The organism is Zobellia roscoffensis (assembly GCF_015330165.1).
Taxonomy (GTDB): Bacteria; Bacteroidota; Bacteroidia; order Flavobacteriales; family Flavobacteriaceae; genus Zobellia; species Zobellia roscoffensis.
In genome coordinates this window covers 964991-981422 of the sequence record NZ_JADDXT010000002.1, presented here as the reverse complement: position 1 = coordinate 981422, position 16432 = coordinate 964991, and the positions used below count along the sequence as shown (strand labels likewise).

The 16432-nt window shown below is 37.1% G+C and carries 18 protein-coding genes; 16 read left to right on the top strand and 2 right to left on the bottom strand.

All coding sequences use genetic code 11. The features are described from left to right. Positions 1–57: 57 nt before the first annotated feature. The 11 genes from IWC72_RS04200 (at position 58) to IWC72_RS04150 (ending at position 8140) form a co-directional block, all read left to right on the top strand. Positions 58–690, top strand: coding sequence for a 4'-phosphopantetheinyl transferase family protein (locus IWC72_RS04200; protein ID WP_194528920.1), 633 nt, complete (start codon positions 58–60; stop codon positions 688–690). Between the two features lie 56 nt (positions 691–746). After that, complete coding sequence (locus tag IWC72_RS04195) at positions 747–1007, top strand: thiamine-binding protein (RefSeq protein ID WP_194524988.1); 261 nt, start codon at positions 747–749, stop codon at positions 1005–1007. After that, the gene (gene pnuC, locus IWC72_RS04190; protein ID WP_194528919.1) at positions 991–1629 is read left to right on the top strand and encodes a nicotinamide riboside transporter PnuC; all 639 of its coding nucleotides are present in this window, start codon (positions 991–993) and stop codon (positions 1627–1629) included. Before IWC72_RS04195 ends, pnuC begins: the two co-directional genes overlap by 17 nt. After that, entirely contained in the window at positions 1584–2171 is a 588-nt protein-coding gene (locus tag IWC72_RS04185) for an AAA family ATPase (protein WP_194524986.1), read from the top strand. The genes pnuC and IWC72_RS04185 overlap by 46 nt, the downstream gene beginning before the upstream one ends. Continuing rightward, a complete protein-coding gene (locus IWC72_RS04180) occupies positions 2152–3687 on the top strand; it encodes a DUF4301 family protein (RefSeq protein ID WP_194528918.1) in 1536 nt (511 codons plus the stop codon). Before IWC72_RS04185 ends, IWC72_RS04180 begins: the two co-directional genes overlap by 20 nt. Before the next feature lie 237 nt (positions 3688–3924). Further along, entirely contained in the window at positions 3925–4227 is a 303-nt protein-coding gene (locus tag IWC72_RS04175; protein WP_226979483.1) for a hypothetical protein, read from the top strand. A 374-nt stretch (positions 4228–4601) separates the two neighbouring features. After that, the gene (locus IWC72_RS04170; protein ID WP_194524983.1) at positions 4602–4919 is read left to right on the top strand and encodes a hypothetical protein; all 318 of its coding nucleotides are present in this window, start codon (positions 4602–4604) and stop codon (positions 4917–4919) included. Between the two features lie 591 nt (positions 4920–5510). Continuing rightward, positions 5511–5822 (top strand): hypothetical protein, encoded by a 312-nt coding sequence (locus tag IWC72_RS04165; RefSeq protein WP_194524982.1) that lies wholly within the window; start codon positions 5511–5513, stop codon positions 5820–5822. Positions 5823–5896: 74 nt separating this feature from the next. Next, positions 5897–6202: a hypothetical protein gene (locus IWC72_RS04160; RefSeq protein WP_194524981.1), complete on the top strand. Its 306-nt coding sequence runs from the start codon at positions 5897–5899 to the stop codon at positions 6200–6202. Positions 6203–6271: 69 nt separating this feature from the next. Beyond that, complete coding sequence (locus IWC72_RS04155; protein ID WP_194528916.1) at positions 6272–6577, top strand: hypothetical protein; 306 nt, start codon at positions 6272–6274, stop codon at positions 6575–6577. 180 nt (positions 6578–6757) lie between these two features. Next, positions 6758–8140, top strand: coding sequence for a sigma-54-dependent transcriptional regulator (locus tag IWC72_RS04150; protein WP_194528915.1), 1383 nt, complete (start codon positions 6758–6760; stop codon positions 8138–8140). Here the strand turns inward: IWC72_RS04150 and IWC72_RS04145 are convergent. Then, the gene (locus IWC72_RS04145) at positions 8115–10610 is read right to left on the bottom strand and encodes a hybrid sensor histidine kinase/response regulator (RefSeq protein ID WP_194528914.1); all 2496 of its coding nucleotides are present in this window, start codon (positions 10608–10610) and stop codon (positions 8115–8117) included. The two genes, IWC72_RS04150 and IWC72_RS04145, sit on opposite strands and share 26 nt — an antisense overlap. 368 nt (positions 10611–10978) lie before the next feature. Between IWC72_RS04145 and IWC72_RS04140 the strand changes: the two genes are divergently transcribed. The 3 genes from IWC72_RS04140 to IWC72_RS04130 all read left to right on the top strand — a co-directional run bounded on the left by IWC72_RS04140 (position 10979) and on the right by IWC72_RS04130 (position 14958). Further along, positions 10979–13144 carry a TonB-dependent receptor gene (locus IWC72_RS04140; protein ID WP_194528913.1) on the top strand — a complete coding sequence of 722 codons (2166 nt, stop codon included), beginning with the start codon at positions 10979–10981 and terminating at the stop codon, positions 13142–13144. A 109-nt stretch (positions 13145–13253) separates the two neighbouring features. After that, positions 13254–14243, top strand: a complete 990-nt coding sequence (locus IWC72_RS04135) for a Gfo/Idh/MocA family protein (protein WP_194528912.1) — start codon at positions 13254–13256, stop codon at positions 14241–14243. Between the two features lie 55 nt (positions 14244–14298). After that, entirely contained in the window at positions 14299–14958 is a 660-nt protein-coding gene (locus tag IWC72_RS04130) for a YqgE/AlgH family protein (RefSeq protein ID WP_194524975.1), read from the top strand. Positions 14959–14964: 6 nt separating this feature from the next. Here IWC72_RS04130 and IWC72_RS04125 read toward each other — a convergent pair whose 3' ends face one another. After that, positions 14965–15402, bottom strand: a complete 438-nt coding sequence (locus IWC72_RS04125; RefSeq protein WP_194528911.1) for a Rieske (2Fe-2S) protein — start codon at positions 15400–15402, stop codon at positions 14965–14967. 144 nt (positions 15403–15546) lie between these two features. Between IWC72_RS04125 and greA the strand changes: the two genes are divergently transcribed. Together greA and IWC72_RS04115 are read left to right on the top strand one after the other, a co-directional pair. Continuing rightward, on the top strand, positions 15547–16023 hold the full coding sequence (gene greA / locus IWC72_RS04120; RefSeq protein ID WP_194524973.1) for a transcription elongation factor GreA: 477 nt from the start codon (positions 15547–15549) through the stop codon (positions 16021–16023). Between the two features lie 12 nt (positions 16024–16035). Beyond that, positions 16036–16428: an HIT family protein gene (locus IWC72_RS04115; RefSeq protein ID WP_194524972.1), complete on the top strand. Its 393-nt coding sequence runs from the start codon at positions 16036–16038 to the stop codon at positions 16426–16428. Positions 16429–16432 lie beyond the last annotated feature (4 nt).

Here is a 16432-nt window from a genome sequence, read left to right as displayed (position 1 = left end):
TATATTAGCTAAACAGCTATTTGTGGTTGCAAAGTTAAGAAAAACGTATAGAACCATATGCCTCTTTATAAGATAGTAAAGGTAAATAAGGACACCAAGGTGTACATTTGGAAGGTAACTGAATCAGAACAGGAGCTTTCTAAAGGAATTGACCTGACCCCACACTGCCAAAACCGAATGGATGGCATGAAATCAGAACTTCATCGCAGGGGTTTCTTGAGCATCAGGCATTTAATGGCGGAGGCCGGTTATGTGGATGCTGATTTGTTTTATGACGAATTTGGAAAACCACATTTGAAGGATGGAAAAAAAATAAGCATTACGCATTCCAATCACTTTACGGGCATTATTGTAAGTGCCAAACATGAAGTGGGCATTGATATTGAAATGCAAAGGGAGAAAATACTGCGTATTGCCCATAAGTTTACCCCCATTGAAGAATACCGGACCATTGCCAATACAGATGCCTTAATACGAAAACTAACAATTGTTTGGGGTAGCAAAGAGGCACTTTATAAAATATATGCTCAACAGGGTATAAGTTTTATCCATCATATTAATGTTAAGGATTTCACTTTTGATAGTGCAGCTACTACTGCCGAAATTTTATACCATGGTGATTTGTCTATCTACCAAATACGGTTCATGGAATTTGAAGGATTTACCTGTGTCTACGCTTTAAAGAGCTAAAAGCTACTGTTTCAAACTAAAGCTTATCATTTCTTAAACCTTAAATAATTAAAAAAATGGACATATCGGTAGAACTTACCTTTTCCCCTCTACAGGATGACTTTGAGGAGCACATCATAAACTTTATTAAAAAACTGCGCGCTTCAGGTCTTATGGTTTTGGAAAATCCTTTGAGTACTCAGGTGTATGGAGATTATGATCAAGTGATGAGTGTCCTTAAGAGTGATATAAAAGAAGCTTTTGAATTAATGGATAAGGGGCTGTTATTTATGAAAATAGTAAAGTCTGACCGAAGCGAGTATGAGCCATTTTTTTGATTGGATATTTGCACAGTATGACGGGACAGCCACACATTTAGTGGTTTTAGAAATTATTGGAGTCATCTTTGGTTTTCTTAGCGTCTGGTTCTCCAAAAAAGAGAACATTCTTGTTTTTCCTACTGGGATAATTAGCACGGCTGTTTTTGTTTATATCCTATTGGTTTTTGGACTTTTAGGTGATATGCTTATAAATGCCTACTATTTTTCTATGAGTATTTACGGTTGGTATATATGGACGAGGAAAGTTGATGAAACCCATTTTATTCCTATCACACGCACCACCAATACAGAAAAGAAGTGGTCTGTACTGCTATTTGTAGCGACCGTTATTTTGGTATGCCTGATCTATTTGTTTTTTGATAAATTCAATAGTTGGACGGCATATGTAGATACAATAACCACCGCCATTTTCTTTGTAGGTATGTGGCTTATGGCTAAGAAAAAACTTGAGAATTGGGTGTATTGGATTATTGGCGATATTATTAGCGTTCCCCTTTATTGGTACAAAGGCCTTATATTTACCTCCCTGCAATACTTTCTGTTTACGATTATTGCGGTTTACGGTTATCTCGCATGGAAAAAAAGTTTGAACAAGAGCCCTCAGACGTTGTTAAAGTAGTGCTGTTTGGTCCGGAATCTACGGGTAAGACCACACTTTCCGATCAGTTGGCACGGTATTACAATACAGTTTGGGTGCCGGAGTATGCAAGAGAGTACTTACAAGATAAGTGGAATAACGAACGCAAGACCTGCGAGCCTAAAGATTTGTTGCCCATTGCCGAAGGGCAGATGAAGTTAGAAAATCAATTGGCAAAAAAAGCTTCTGACGTTCTAATTTGCGATACCGATTTACTAGAGACCAAAGTATACTCAGAAGCATATTACCTTGGGTATTGTGACCCTGCTTTGGAGAAACATGCATTAAATAATCATTATGATTTGTATTTGCTTACTTATATAGATGTGCCCTGGGTAGGCGATGATTTAAGGGATAAGCCAAATGAACGCGAACGAATGTTCTTACACTTTAAGGAAACACTGGAAAAATATGATCGTAATTTTATTATATTGAAGGGCGATAGAAAAGAACGCTTGGAAACTGCCGTAGAGCATATAGATAAATTATTGAAGAAAAGATTAGATGACACTAACAGAAAATGATTTGGCATTACTAGCCAAAAAAGGGATTTCAGAAAAAAAGGTACATGACCAAATAGAAACTTTTAAAGAGGGTATTCCGTTTGTACAATTGGAAAAGGCCGCTACCGTTGGTGAAGGTCTTTCAAAATTTACCGAAGCGGAAGAAAAAGCTTTGATACAAAAGTTTGACGCCTCACAAAGCAATTTGTCTTTGTTGAAGTTTGTGCCCGCTTCTGGTGCGGCATCACGTATGTTTAAGGCTTTGTTCAACTTTTTGGATGCGTACAATCCAGCTAATGAAACCTTAGAAGCTTATTTTGAGCGAACAGGAGATAAAGCCCTAAAAGATTTTTCGGAGGGTATGACCAACTTTGCTTTTTATGATTTGGTAAAACAACGTATTGCTGGTAAAACGTCTTCTAAAGATGAAGAGGTCTATCTTTTTGTAAAAGAAATGATGTCAGAAGACGCTTTAAACTATGGTTTCTTTCCAAAGGGATTGTTGCCTTTCCATAATTATGGAGACCATACGGCAACGCCTTTTGAAGAACATTTAAAAGAAGCTTCAGTTTATGCTAAAACAGGAGATACGGCAGAGTTGCATTTTACGATAAGCGAGCAACACGGAGATATGTTCAATACGGAGTTTGATACCGTAAAAGACCGTGTTTCTACAGCTACCAAAACTTCTTTTAACGTTAGTTATTCCAATCAAAAGCCTTCTACGGATACGATTGCCGTAGATATGCAGAATGAACCTTTTAGAAATAGTGATGGTTCCGTTTTGTTTAGGCCAGGTGGTCATGGTGCTCTAATAGAGAACTTGAATGAACAGGATGCGGACATCATTTTTATTAAGAATATTGATAATGTTACGGTGCCAAAATTTGCAACAGAGGTTGCGGATAGTAAAAAGATATTGGCAGGTGTTCTTATTACAGCTCAGGAAAAAGCATTTGCTTACGCCAAGAATTTAGATACGGATGAGCTTACTGCAGATCAGTTAGATGAAATCAAAAGCTTTTTAGAAAGTGACCTTAATGTTCGTTTTTCTGATAATTTTTCTGGTTTTAGCATAGGTGAACAAATAGAGATTTTAAAAGATAAAATCAATAGACCTATACGTATTTGTGGTATGGTAGTAAACGAAGGTGAGCCAGGTGGTGGTCCGTTTTGGATTAATGACAGGAACGGTAATATATCACTTCAAATTATTGAATCGGCCCAAATAGATATGGATAAGGAGCAACAGGCCAGTATTCTTAAGAATTCTACACACTTTAATCCTGTAGATTTGGTTTGTGCCGTTAAGAATTATAAAGGAGAGAAATACAATCTCATGAACTTTGTAGATGTAAAGCAAGGTTTCATTACCGGTAAAACAAAAGAAGGTAGAGAGTTGAAGGCCTTGGAGCTTCCGGGTTTATGGAACGGTGCCATGGCTTTTTGGAATACTATTTTTGTAGAGGTGCCTTCTTCTACTTTCAACCCTGTAAAGACAGTAAACGACTTGTTAAGACCTGCACATCAGGTATAATAGGTTGCTATATTAGTAACTCAAATAATTATTTACTTAGAAAGTGTGTATTTTTTACACACTTTTTTTAGTTTTTACACACCTGTATACATGTCTGTTATTCAGTAAACTATGTTTAACGTATTGGTTGTCAGTGTTTTAAAGTGTTGTTGAGCTAATTGGCATCATTTTCTCTCTATATTAAATGATTATCAAAACAAATAATAACATCAAAACACACACAAAATGAAAAATTTAATGTTTGCTGCAGTATTGTCTTTAGGTACAATGACTGCTTTTGCTCAAGAAGAAGAAACAGTAGTAGAAGAAGTAGCAACTGAAGTAACTGAGGTTGCTGAAGCTCAAGATACATATGCTGAAGTAGCTGTGGAAGAAGTTCCTGCTGCTATCTCTGAAGCTCTAGAAGCTGCTCACCCAGGTGCAACAATTTCTCAAGCTTACATGAACGAAGAGGCTGAGTACAAATTGGAAGTTGCTAAAGAAGATGGTGAAACAGCTGAATTGTACGCTGACGCTGAAGGTAACTGGATTGAAAAATAAGAGTATCCTTATTTAACTATTATAGTTAAAAAGTTAGTAGAAAAGTCCCGTCTTCATATGAAGACGGGACTTTTTGTTTTTTTTATTTCCGGCCGAAAAATGAGGTTAGGTGCATAACTGCTGTAGGGTTTTGAGATATTCAACTTGAAACAGTTCTTTTTTTTGAAATAAATGGTTTAGCCCTGTTATTCATATAGCAAATGGTATTTCGTGTATATTTTACACAATGTTTATCTATAAATACACACAATTACACACTTTAAACACGAGTGATTTTAATTAAAAATCTATAAATCAGATAGTTATATAAAAATATGTTTTTGGTATCATTATTTCTATACACTAATCAGAATATTAAAATAAAGAAAACGATTATGAAGAAAATATTTATCACAGCAGTTTTAGCTCTAGGTAGTCTTTCAGGTTTTGCTCAGGAAGAAGTAACAGTAATTGAAAACGTTGAAGCATCAGCAACAGAGGAAGTAGCAGCTACTCAAGATGATTTTTCTGAAGTTTCTGCTGACGAATTACCAGAAGCAGTAACTGCAGCGGTTTCTAAAAACTATCCTACAGCATCTATAGATAAGGCATATTCAAACGAAGCAAGTCAGTACAAATTAGAAGTATCTCTAGAAGATGGTACAGCTGGTACTTTATATGCTGACGAAAATGGTAACTGGATTGAAATGTAAATAACTTGAGTTATTTGTTTTGTATCAAGTTGGTTTGGTCAGAAAGGGGTTGCATTTGCAGCCCCTTTCTATATTTATATATGTCGTGTATCCCCTATACTGAAGATATAAGTCGAAAACGTATTATTAATAAACTCATGGTTTTTATAACTAATTGAGTCCACGTCGCTCAATTACTGCAAATGAATTGAAACGGTTTATTCTAGATAAAATCTCTTGAAATAAAAAGGAATACACAACCCACATTTTACTAGTATTAAAAGAGAACCTTCTGGCGAGTTTATTCGACCGGAATTTTTAGTTTTTATAGGAGCGGTTTATTGGTAAAAGGAGAAAAGTTTTAAAATAAAAATGAAGTGAATGCTTATAGCGTAAAAATTCGTTTCGATTAAAAATTGAATTGTGTAAAGTGATAACTGTGGAATTATTACCCAAATGAAATAGAATTTCACAATAATACACACTTTTTAAAATCGAAATAATTCATAACATATTGATTTACAGATATTTTGTGATTTTGTTGAATGTTGGTATCATATTTTCTATATACAAAGGGAAATCAATTAGTAATAAACTTAAAACCTTTATATCATGAAAAAATTATTTATCACATCAGTATTCGCACTAGGAAGTTTAACTGCATTTGCTCAAGAAGAGCAAGCAACAGAAGCTGTTGACGCAACAACTGAAACTGTAGCTCAAGAACAAGATGCTTTTGCTGAAGTAGCTTTAGAAGAAGTTCCGGAAGCAGTAACTGCAATGGTAGAAACTAACTACCCAGGAGCAACAATCAACAAAGCACACAAAAACGAAGCTAACCAGTACAAGTTGGAAGTTTCTTTAGAAGATGGTACTTCAGGAGCGCTTATTGTTGATGAAGAGGGTAACGCTGTTGAGCAATAAGAATTTGCTTTAGAGTCCCATTAAAATAAAAACACATTACCATTAATTATACACATATATAAAAATAGAACATTATGAAGAAATTATTTATTACATCTGTATTCGCACTAGGAAGTTTAACTGCATTCGCTCAAGAAGAGCAAGCAACTGAGGCTGTTGATACAGCAACTGAAGCCGTAGCTCAAGAAGAGTTTTCTGAGGTAGCTTTAGAAGAAGTTCCGGAAGCAGTTACTGCAATGGTTGAAACTAATTACCCAGGTGCTACTATTAACGCAGCAGCTAAAAATGAAGCTAACCAGTACAAATTGGAAGTTTCTTTAGAAGATGGTACTTCAGGAGCACTTATCCTTGACGAAGAAGGTAACGCTATTGAGCAATAAGAATTCGCTTAGGATTTCCCCAAATTACAAGAACATTATTAATCATTCACATATATAAAATATAATATCATGAAAAAATTATTCATAACATCTGTATTCGCACTAGGAAGTTTAACTGCATTTGCTCAAGAAGAGCAAGCAACAGAAGCTGCTGAAACAGCAACAGAAGCCGTAGCTCAAGATGCTTTTTCTGAAGTAGCTTTAGAAGAAGTTCCAGAGGCAGTGACTGCAATGGTTGAAACTAATTACCCAGGTGCTACTATTAATGCAGCAGCTAAGAATGAAGCTAACCAATACAAATTGGAAGTTTCTTTAGAAGATGGTACTTCAGGAGCACTTATCGTTGACGAAGAAGGTAATGCTGTTGAACAATAAGAAGTATTAAATTGTCGGAAGAAATTCCGAACCAATTTTGAGAAAGGAACCGTGCTATAACGGTTCCTTTTTTTGTGTTTTAACTTCTTTCTAAAAGTATCTTTTATGATAAATTTAGAGAAGAAAGAGCTTTCTTGTGTTATTTTTACGTAGATAGATACAGAACACTAGAATGCTTTTATGCCAAACCTTTTAATCATTGAAGATGATGCCGCATTTTGTCAGATGCTCCAAAAGTTTTTGACAAGACACGGTTACGAAGTAGAGACCAGCTTTACTGCGCCAGATGCCAAAGAAAAATTCGGGAAAACCAATTTTGATTTGATATTGACCGACTTACGTTTACCCGATTATGACGGTATACAATTATTGACCGATATAAAAGCGGTAAGCCCCAAGACTCAAGTAGTGGTAATGACGGGTTATGCCGAAGTGGGTACGGCCGTTAATGCAATGAAAAAAGGGGCCTTCGATTATATTTCAAAGCCCTTTACTCCAGATGAAATCGTAATGATTTTAGATAATGCTCTAAAAGTAGAGACAACCACAACCCAAGTAAGTCCGGATGTAGAGCAAGCGTTGGATGGAAATCCAGAGAAAATAAGTACAAAACCAGTTGCCTCAAAAACAGTTGTGAGTACTATAGTTAAAGGCGTTAGTGATGCTTCTAAAAAACTTGAAGATTATATAAAATTAGTAGCCCCTACAGATATGTCAGTTTTAATTACTGGCGAGAGCGGTACGGGTAAAGAAGTGACAGCTAGGGCTATTCATAACAATAGTAAAAGAAAAGACTTCAATTTTATAGCAGTAGACTGCGGTGCAATTCCCAAAGAGCTGGCAACTAGTGAATTCTTTGGGCACATAAAAGGAAGTTTTACAGGCGCTGTAGAAGATAAAATAGGAAATTTTGAAGCCGCTAATAAGGGAACTTTATTTTTGGATGAAGTAGGTAACCTCTCTTATGAGAACCAAATACAATTGCTTCGAGCGCTTCAAGAGCGAAAAATAAAACGTGTAGGTAGTACCAAAGAAATTGATGTGGATTTGCGCATTATTACTGCTACCAATGAAGATTTGACCGAAGCTGTGGAAAAAGGAACTTTTAGAGAAGACCTTTTTCATAGATTGAACGAATTTTCAATCCAAATACCTTCTTTAGAAGATAGATTTGAAGATTTAATGTTGTTTGCTGAGAATTTTTTGAACAAGGCAAATGCTAGTTTGGATAAAAGTGTAGACGGATTTTCAGCTGAGGTTTGGGAGGCTTTTCAGCAGTACCATTGGCCTGGTAACTTAAGAGAATTACAGAACGTGGTAAAACGTGCCGTCTTGCTGACTATGGGAGATGAGGTGCAAATGGATGCCTTGCCAAGAGAGGTACTTCAGCCACAAGAAAAGGAAACTACGATTGAGAACTTTTCCAAATCAGAATTTGAAAAAGACCGAATTATTAAAGCCTTGAAAAAGACGAATTTCAACAAATCAAAAGCGGCAAAACTACTTCAGGTGACAAGAAAAACGCTTTACAATAAAATCAACCATTATAATCTGGACTTGTAGCTAAGCGCTCTTCCAATTCCGCTACTAGTTCTTTAACATGGTGTTTCAAGACTTTTAGTGAATTGAGTAGCATATCCGGGTCAAAATTCTCCGGCGTGCCTAGCTCCATTTTTTCTAATATAGATACACAGTTTTCGACCTTAAGCTGTCTAAACATGGGTAACATACGGTGAGCAACTTGGTTTACTTGTGGGTAATCCTTAGCAGTAACCGTTTCTTCAAGAAGTTTCATATTAGTTTCTGTATCACTTAAAAATGTACGTAATACGTCTTGAATCGCGTCTTCATTTGTACCTAAAAAGGAATGAATAATATCAAGATTATACAATTTGGGTTCTTGCTCGGCTACCTCTGTTTTTTCTTCTTTTGGTTCTTCTTTTTGCGTGGCTATGCCTAATAATTTTAGGGTTGCAATCAGTTCACCTTTAGAAAAAGGCTTTTGCAATACCTGAGAAAATCCAACACCTATGTAAGCTTCCGGGCCTAAGTCTCTTCTTCCGGTCATAGCCACTATAGGTTGATCGTTATAGTGCTTGTAATCTCCTGATTGTAATTTTTTGAGAACCTCAAAACCGGTCACTTGCGGCATTTGAATATCTGTTAGTACAATGTCATATGCTAAATGAGAATCTTTTTCAATGGATAGGAAATTAGTAAAGGTATGTGCGGTAATACCCATACTTTCCGCCAGTTCGCGTAACATGTGTAAAAGAGCCGTATCATCATCTATAATGAGCATGCGCAGCTTTGGTGCCATGTAGGGCATCTCTTTACTTGGTTTTTCTACGGCGTCTGTAACCTCTAGTGGTAGCTGTAATGAGAATGTGCTTCCAGAGCCAAGTTTACTTTCAAGGGTTAATTTACCTTTAAGAAGTTCCGCCAGTTTTTTGGAGATGGTGAGCCCTAAACCGTGCCCTCCAAATTTTTTGTCGGTATCGTTATCCGCTTGTGTGAACTCTTTAAAAATTAGATGTTGTTTTTCTTTGGCGATACCAATGCCAGTATCCGATACCTGAATTTTAGCAGAAATGGCTTTGTCTTTGCCTTTTGCGGCAGTGGCGGTAATCCTAATTTCACCTTCCTCAGTAAACTTAAAGGCATTACCCATAAGGTTGGTTAGTATTTGCCTAATCCTGAAAGGATCTCCCAGTACAGTTTGTTGTAGTTGCGGAGCTATTTCCAGAACTAGCTTTAGTCCTTTGTTAGCATGTAATGCTTGGAGGTTCTCAGCGGTTTCTTGAATAAGGTGTGCTGGTATAAAAGGCACGTTTTCAATTTTGAGCTTTCCTGCTTCCAGTTTTGAGAAGTCCAATAAATCATTTACCAAATTGCCTACATACTCCGAAGCTGATTTTACATTTTTTACATATCCATTTTGTTTCCGAGAGAGTTCGGTGCTTTCTAGCAGTTCAGAATAACCACTAATGGTATTTAGAGGTGTACGGAGGTCATGGCTTACTGTTGAAATTAGTTGCTCTCTACTTTTTAATAGTGACTCTGAGAACTTTTTCTCTTTCTCCAATCGCACTCTGTAGGTCTGCACCTTCCAATAGTCCCTAGTAATTAGGAAAGAGAATATACCAACAATCACGAAACCTAAGAGAGCGGCTATACCGGCAATTCGGGTAGTTCTTTTTAGTGTTTCTCGTTTAATGATACTGGTATTATAACTACTAGAGATAATTTCTTTTTCAAAGGCAGCGATAATATTTTGCAGCTGGCGAGAAAGTTCAAGGTCATTACGGTTTACCTCTATTTCTTTCTGCGCTAAGGATCGTTGTGATCTAGTATCTGCCAATTTTGCCCTTCTTAGCATAGATTTTGAAACGTTCAAAATAGAATCTACATAGGCTGCATTTTGAGTGTTGTCGTCAGAATTTGGGGCGTTCTTGTTGATTAGAATGGCATAGTCCCTAAGAGAATTCTGAACTTTAGGGGATAATTGGTCAAAATCTGTAAAAAGATTTTCAGCGGAAAACTTGCCGAATGATTCTTCAATTTTTTCAAATTCTTTGAGGGCTTTGTCCAAAGAGTTTGCAGAATTGTTCTTGATTTTTAGTTCCCGTAATTCATTGTTATTGTTTACTTTTTCGCTCAATAAAACTTGAAGGCTATCCAATAAATTCTTTTGCTCCTCGCCCAACATCAATTGTTTTAGGGTGTCAATTTGAACCTGTATAGAATCAATCTTGAGCGCATAAGAATCAAAATTACTTTTTATGTTGCTTTGCAAAGCCAGTTTAGACAGGCTTTCCGCTTCGTATAGATTGGTCATTAATGAGCTTGTACGAAGCAATTTCTCATCGTTGACATCTGCAGTTTCCGTAGAAATATAAGTTTGTATCTCGGTATAAATAAAATAGCCAACACCTGCTGCCAACAATGCTAAAATTAGATAGCTGGTAACAATCTTTAAGGTGAACTTATTTTTAGATTTTCTAGAAGCGTTTACCATGTTCGTGTATTGCACAAAAGTGTTTCTAAAAATACGTATATAAAGGGCGTAGGGTTTACAAATAAGCGTTAATTATTGTCTCATATAAATCTTAGAACCTCAATAAGTACGTGTTTTTATCAAATAGTTATGATATGTAAGTAGACAGAGGTATATTTGCCGCATCTCAAAGGGGTGCTAATTCTTACCATAGTAGAGGCGTACAATGCTTTTTAACTATTTTAAGATAAGCTGAGATTATACCCAATGAACCTGGACGGATAATGCTGTCAAGGGAATAGTGAAGTTTTCACTTCTTGGAATATTTATGCAGGTCCGTAATCGGACAAATTCAATTTAAAAATAAGAATAACGCCCCTTTTATTCGTAGCTAATGTATACGAATGAAATATTTTTTTATGTTTTTCGTCTGTTCAGTAATGGCGACCCAAATTTTCGCACAAGAAGAAAAAATTGATTCTGTTGAAGGCAAGAAAATAAGCCTAGATGAGGTTTTTGTTTCTGCCATACGAGTCAATAAAGAAATTCCGGTAACTTTTTCCAATCTAAAGAAAGAAGAATACGCGTCACGTAACTTGGGTCAGGATATTCCTATTCTTATGAACTTCTTGCCAGGAGTGGTAACTACCTCAGATGCCGGTGCAGGTGTTGGTTATACGGGCATTCGTGTGCGGGGTAGTGATAATACACGGGTAAATGTTACTATAAACGGTATACCTTATAATGATTCTGAATCCCATGGTACGTTTTGGGTAAACATGCCAGATTTTGCATCCTCTACAGAAAGTTTGCAATTGCAACGTGGTGTGGGTACGTCTACAAATGGTTCTGGTGCTTTTGGTGCTAGTCTTAATTTATTGACGGATGCCGTTTCGGACGAAGCGTATGCTCAAATTTCATCTTCAGTTGGGAGTTTTAAAACCCTTAGAAATAATGTGAAGTTTAGTACAGGATTGCTCAATGACCATGTTGAAATTTCAGGCCGGCTGTCTAGAATAACTTCAGACGGGTATGTGGACAGAGCTTCCTCGGATTTAGACTCGTATTTTCTACAGGCGGCTTACACAGATGATAAAACGCAATTAAAAGCTTTGCTTTTTGGAGGACATGAAATTACTTATCAATCGTGGAACGGAATAGATGCACAAACTTTAAAAGAGAACAGGACGTATAATTCGGCAGGAGCTTATGAGGATGAGAATGGGGTAGAGCGGTATTATGATAATGAGGTAGATGATTATAAGCAGAACCACGCGCAACTTCTGTGGAATCAAAAAATTTCGGATAATTGGAGTACCAACATAGCATTTCACTTTACAAAAGGTAGCGGGTTTTTTGAGCAGTACAAACAAGAGGATAAATTTGCTACCTATGGTTTTGAGCCGATTATAGTAGATGGAGATTCCATAAATACAACTGATTTAATTCGTCGTCGTTGGCTAGATAATGAGTTCTATGGTGCGGTTTTTTCAGCTAATTATAGCAAAGACCGTTTAGATGTTATTTTAGGTGGAGGTTGGAATTCATACCAAGGTGATCACTTTGGGGAAATCATTTGGGCACGCTATGCAGGAGGTAGTCAGATTCGTGATAGGTATTATGAAGACGATTCCAATAAATCGGATTTCAATTTTTATACTAAAGCAAATTACGGACTAAACGATAAGTGGAGTCTCTTTGGAGACCTTCAATACAGGAGAGTAGGCTATCTGGCAAACGGAGAAGAAACAGGGCTTGTAGATGATACGTTTCACTTTTTTAACCCTAAAGCCGGAGTGGTGTTTGATTTAAACCGAAACAACAATTTCTATTTCAGCTATGCAGTTGCCAATCGTGAGCCTAATAGAAACGATTACGAAAGCGGTAACCCAAAATCAGAGAAACTAAATGACTTTGAGTTAGGGTGGCGTTATGTCTCCAATGCTTTTCAGTTGAATGCCAACGCCTATTACATGAGGTACAAAGATCAGTTGGTTTTAACAGGAGGACTTAATGATGTTGGGGCTCCTTTACGTGAAAATGTGGGAGATAGCTATAGAGCAGGTATAGAATTGGATGCTAATATTATTTTGGGCGAAAAGTGGCAAATACAACCTAACATTGCTATCAGTTCAAATAAAAACTTAGACTTTTATTTTGAGCGTGATGGAGAGCTTCAGGAGTTAGGGAATACCAATATTGCATATTCCCCAAATGTGGTTATTGGTAATAGCATTGCTTATTCGCCCGTTAAGAACCTTCGAATAGCTGCATTGTCTAAATATGTAGGCGAGCAATATATGGGTAATATAGATTCAGAAAATTCTGTTTTGGAGGCGTATTCACAGACTGATTTTAATGTGCAGTACGTTCTTGATTTTAAATCGGTTATAAAGAGTATTACTTTGTCCGCTTTGGTAAATAATATTTTTGATGAGGATATTGTTTCAAATGGTTATTTCTATACCTATGATGACGATAGTTCGGGCTCGGTACAGACTTTTGAAGGAGCAGGGTATTATCCGCAAGCGGGAATTAATTTCCTGTTCGGGGCAACGGTTCGGTTTTAATTCTTTATTGGTATTTGATTGGGTTAAAAACTTGTTGAAATAGTTTCATTGCTGATGACAAGCTGTCGTTAAATCCGTTATTTTTACTACGGATTCAAAGTCGGGCTATATGGAAGAAACAGCGCATAAAACAAAAATTCGGTGGGGCATACTGGGTTGCGGTAACGTAACCGAAGTGAAAAGCGGACCTGCCTATCAAAAGACGGAAGGTTTTGAAGTAACTGCCGTAATGCGTCGAGATGAAGCCAAGGCAGCCGACTATGCTAAAAGGCATGGTGTGGCCAAGTATTACTCAGATGCGGAGGCCCTTATAAATGACCCTGAAGTAGATGCTGTTTATATTGCTACCCCTCCGGATTCCCACAAATATTATGCGTTAAAAGTAGCTGAGGCGGGCAAGCCTTGTTGTATTGAGAAACCCATGGCGCCTAGCTATGAAGAAAGCCTTGAAATTGAAAATGCTTTTGAAGATAAGAGTTTGCCTTTGTTTGTTGCTTATTATCGCCGTTCGTTGCCTCGTTTTTTAAAGGTGAAAGAGTGGCTGGATGCAGATAAAATAGGTGAAGTACGTCACATTCGTTGGTTCTTGAGCAAGCCTGCCAATGCTGTAGATTTGAGCGGTGAGTACAATTGGCGAACCGATGCAAAAGTGGCTCCAGCAGGATATTTTGATGATTTGGCCAGTCATGGCTTAGATCTCTTTGCTTTTTTATTGGGTGATTTTGAAAGCGCTTCCGGTACGGCCGTTAATCAACAAGGACTCTATACGGCAAAAGATGCTATTACTGGGCATTGGTTTCATGAAAACGGAATAACAGGTTCTGGAACATGGAATTTTGGAACCCAACAAAGAGAAGACAGCGTTGAAATTTATGGTAGTGAAGGCAAAATTAGTTTTTCTGTTTTTGAGGATGCCGATGTTGTATTAGAGAATGAAATGGGTGAAAAACGACTGTTTATAGAACACCCAGAACATGTGCAACAGTTTCATGTTGAAAACCTAAAAGCAGATTTATTAAAAGGGCAACGGCATCCGTCTACAGGAAAAACTGCCTTACATACCAGTTGGGTAATGGATAGTATTCTAGATAATTTGTAATAGCATTAGTTTCAAGTTTACCCAAAGAACAAAATCACCATAATCAATTAAGAACATGAAAAAAGTACCTGCTTTTGGTAGCAAGCTACGCAAGAATATTGTGGCTGTTCCAGAGATAATTGACGAGTGTTCGGGTATTCGTGTTTTTGGACAATTGTTGAAGTCTTTTCTATTCAGTACGGATGTGGCTATTATTCGCAATACGAATGCCAATGCTATTATTGCAGTTTACCCGTTTACACCACAGCCTACCATTTCCAATGCGTTGATTTTAGCTGCGGACAAGCCTATTTTTTGTGGCGTGGGTGGAGGAATAACAACAGGTAACCGTTCTGTAGAATTGGCGGTCCATGCAGATTTTCAAGGAGCTTTGGGGGTAGTCTTGAACAAACCGGCACCCAATGACCTTATTAGACAATTGAAGGATAGAATAGATATTCCGGTAACCATAACCATAGTTTCCGAAAAAGATGATATTAAAGGAAGAATACAAGCGGGTATTGATGTTTTTAATGTCTCAGGAGCAGGAAGAACAACGGATATCATCAAACGCATACGTGATATTGATGATGAGGTAGCCATTATTGCCACAGGGGGAAAAACAGACGAAACTATTCTGTCTGCCATTGAAGCTGGTGCTAATGCCATATCTTACACGCCACCATCAACAGGAGAGCTATTTAAAACAATAATGGACCGTTATAGAAATGAATAAAGAAGGTTAGTTGCTAATAATTACAACATTCCCGCTTTGCGTAGCTCGGTATTCCAACATGTCGTAATAGCGGTTGCCATCATCTGGGCGGTTCAATAATTGACCCGTAAAAAGGCTGTATTCATAATCCTCACAGGAACAGGTAACGTTTTGCCCTTCTAAGGTCATTGTTGAACATTCATTGGGAATATGGTTTGGGCAAGAAGCTTCAAAGGCGCGGAGTTGGTCAAAGCCGGATTTAATAACGTACACACCTCTGTTACCTATACCTGCATTGTCTATATAAACAACACTACCAAGATTGGTAAGCCCACTGTATAATGGTAAGTTCAGGTTCATGTCAAACCGAAATCCTAATTCTTGCAAGTATGGATTGCGGATTGCGCCGTCATTACTACATGAAAACATGAATATGATAAGAACGGTGCCTAAAAAATACTTCATAGAAGAATTGCCATTTAAAATACGTGAAACAAAAGTGAACAAAAATTATGTATATTTGCGTTAAATCCTCTCTAAAATAACGGTCAATGTATCGGTTTATGTAGAGGATTTTCCTATTTTACAAGATTATTAAATGAGTACCATATGAGTAACATATCTTACTATACAAAAGAAGGTCTTCAAAAATTGAGAGAAGAGCTTAACCAATTAAAGGATATTGAGCGTCCAAAAGCTTCCCAGGCTATAGGAGAAGCACGTGATAAAGGAGATTTGTCTGAAAATGCCGAATATGATGCAGCCAAAGAGGCCCAAGGTCTATTAGAACTTAAAATTTCTAAGATGGAGGAGACCCTTTCAAACGCTCGTCTTATAGATGAATCACAATTAGATACCTCTAAAGCTTTGGTGTTGTCTACTGTAAAGTTGAAAAACCAAACCAACGGAATGGAAATGAAATATACATTGGTTGCTGAAAGTGAGGCTGATTTAAAAAACGGCAAAATATCTGTTAATTCACCTATTGGTAGAGGGTTACTTGGTAAGAAAGTAGGTGAAATTGCCGAAATAACTGTGCCAAATGGTACTTTGAAATTTGATATTTTAGAGATTACAAGATCTTAAAACTGTACACGAATGGCCTCTATTTTTACGAAAATTATTAATGGTGAAATTCCCTGTTATAAAATAGCGGAAGACGATAACTATTTTGCTTTTTTAGATATCAACCCCAATGCAAAGGGGCATACCCTATGCATACCAAAACAGGAGGTAGATAAGATTATGGATCTAGATGAAGATTCGTATATGGGGCTTATGGCATTTTCGCGTAAAATAGGCAAGGCTATAGAAGCATCTATAGATTGTAAAAGAGTTGGGATGACCGTTATTGGGTTAGAAGTGCCCCATGTTCATGTACACATGATACCGCTTACTACAATGCAAAATGCTACGTTTCAGAATAAGGTTTCATTAACCGAAGAAGAGTTTAAAGAAACAGCTGCTAAGATTAAAGCTGCATTACAATAGTCTC

Bases quoted from the DNA above. Each gene is read 5' to 3' on its own strand.
- IWC72_RS04200 (WP_194528920.1), top strand. From the start codon at position 58: ATGCCTCTTTATAAGATAGTAAAGGTAAATAAGGACACCAAGGTGTAC.
- IWC72_RS04195 (WP_194524988.1), top strand. From the start codon at position 747: ATGGACATATCGGTAGAACTTACCTTTTCCCCTCTACAGGATGACTTT.
- pnuC (WP_194528919.1), top strand. From the start codon at position 991: ATGAGCCATTTTTTTGATTGGATATTTGCACAGTATGACGGGACAGCC.
- IWC72_RS04185 (WP_194524986.1), top strand. From the start codon at position 1,584: ATGGAAAAAAAGTTTGAACAAGAGCCCTCAGACGTTGTTAAAGTAGTG.
- IWC72_RS04180 (WP_194528918.1), top strand. From the start codon at position 2,152: ATGACACTAACAGAAAATGATTTGGCATTACTAGCCAAAAAAGGGATT.
- IWC72_RS04175 (WP_226979483.1), top strand. From the start codon at position 3,925: ATGTTTGCTGCAGTATTGTCTTTAGGTACAATGACTGCTTTTGCTCAA.
- IWC72_RS04170 (WP_194524983.1), top strand. From the start codon at position 4,602: ATGAAGAAAATATTTATCACAGCAGTTTTAGCTCTAGGTAGTCTTTCA.
- IWC72_RS04165 (WP_194524982.1), top strand. From the start codon at position 5,511: ATGAAAAAATTATTTATCACATCAGTATTCGCACTAGGAAGTTTAACT.
- IWC72_RS04160 (WP_194524981.1), top strand. From the start codon at position 5,897: ATGAAGAAATTATTTATTACATCTGTATTCGCACTAGGAAGTTTAACT.
- IWC72_RS04155 (WP_194528916.1), top strand. From the start codon at position 6,272: ATGAAAAAATTATTCATAACATCTGTATTCGCACTAGGAAGTTTAACT.
- IWC72_RS04150 (WP_194528915.1), top strand. From the start codon at position 6,758: ATGCCAAACCTTTTAATCATTGAAGATGATGCCGCATTTTGTCAGATG.
- IWC72_RS04140 (WP_194528913.1), top strand. From the start codon at position 10,979: ATGAAATATTTTTTTATGTTTTTCGTCTGTTCAGTAATGGCGACCCAA.
- IWC72_RS04135 (WP_194528912.1), top strand. From the start codon at position 13,254: ATGGAAGAAACAGCGCATAAAACAAAAATTCGGTGGGGCATACTGGGT.
- IWC72_RS04130 (WP_194524975.1), top strand. From the start codon at position 14,299: ATGAAAAAAGTACCTGCTTTTGGTAGCAAGCTACGCAAGAATATTGTG.
- IWC72_RS04125 (WP_194528911.1), bottom strand. From the start codon at position 15,402: ATGAAGTATTTTTTAGGCACCGTTCTTATCATATTCATGTTTTCATGT.
- greA (WP_194524973.1), top strand. From the start codon at position 15,547: ATGAGTAACATATCTTACTATACAAAAGAAGGTCTTCAAAAATTGAGA.
- IWC72_RS04115 (WP_194524972.1), top strand. From the start codon at position 16,036: ATGGCCTCTATTTTTACGAAAATTATTAATGGTGAAATTCCCTGTTAT.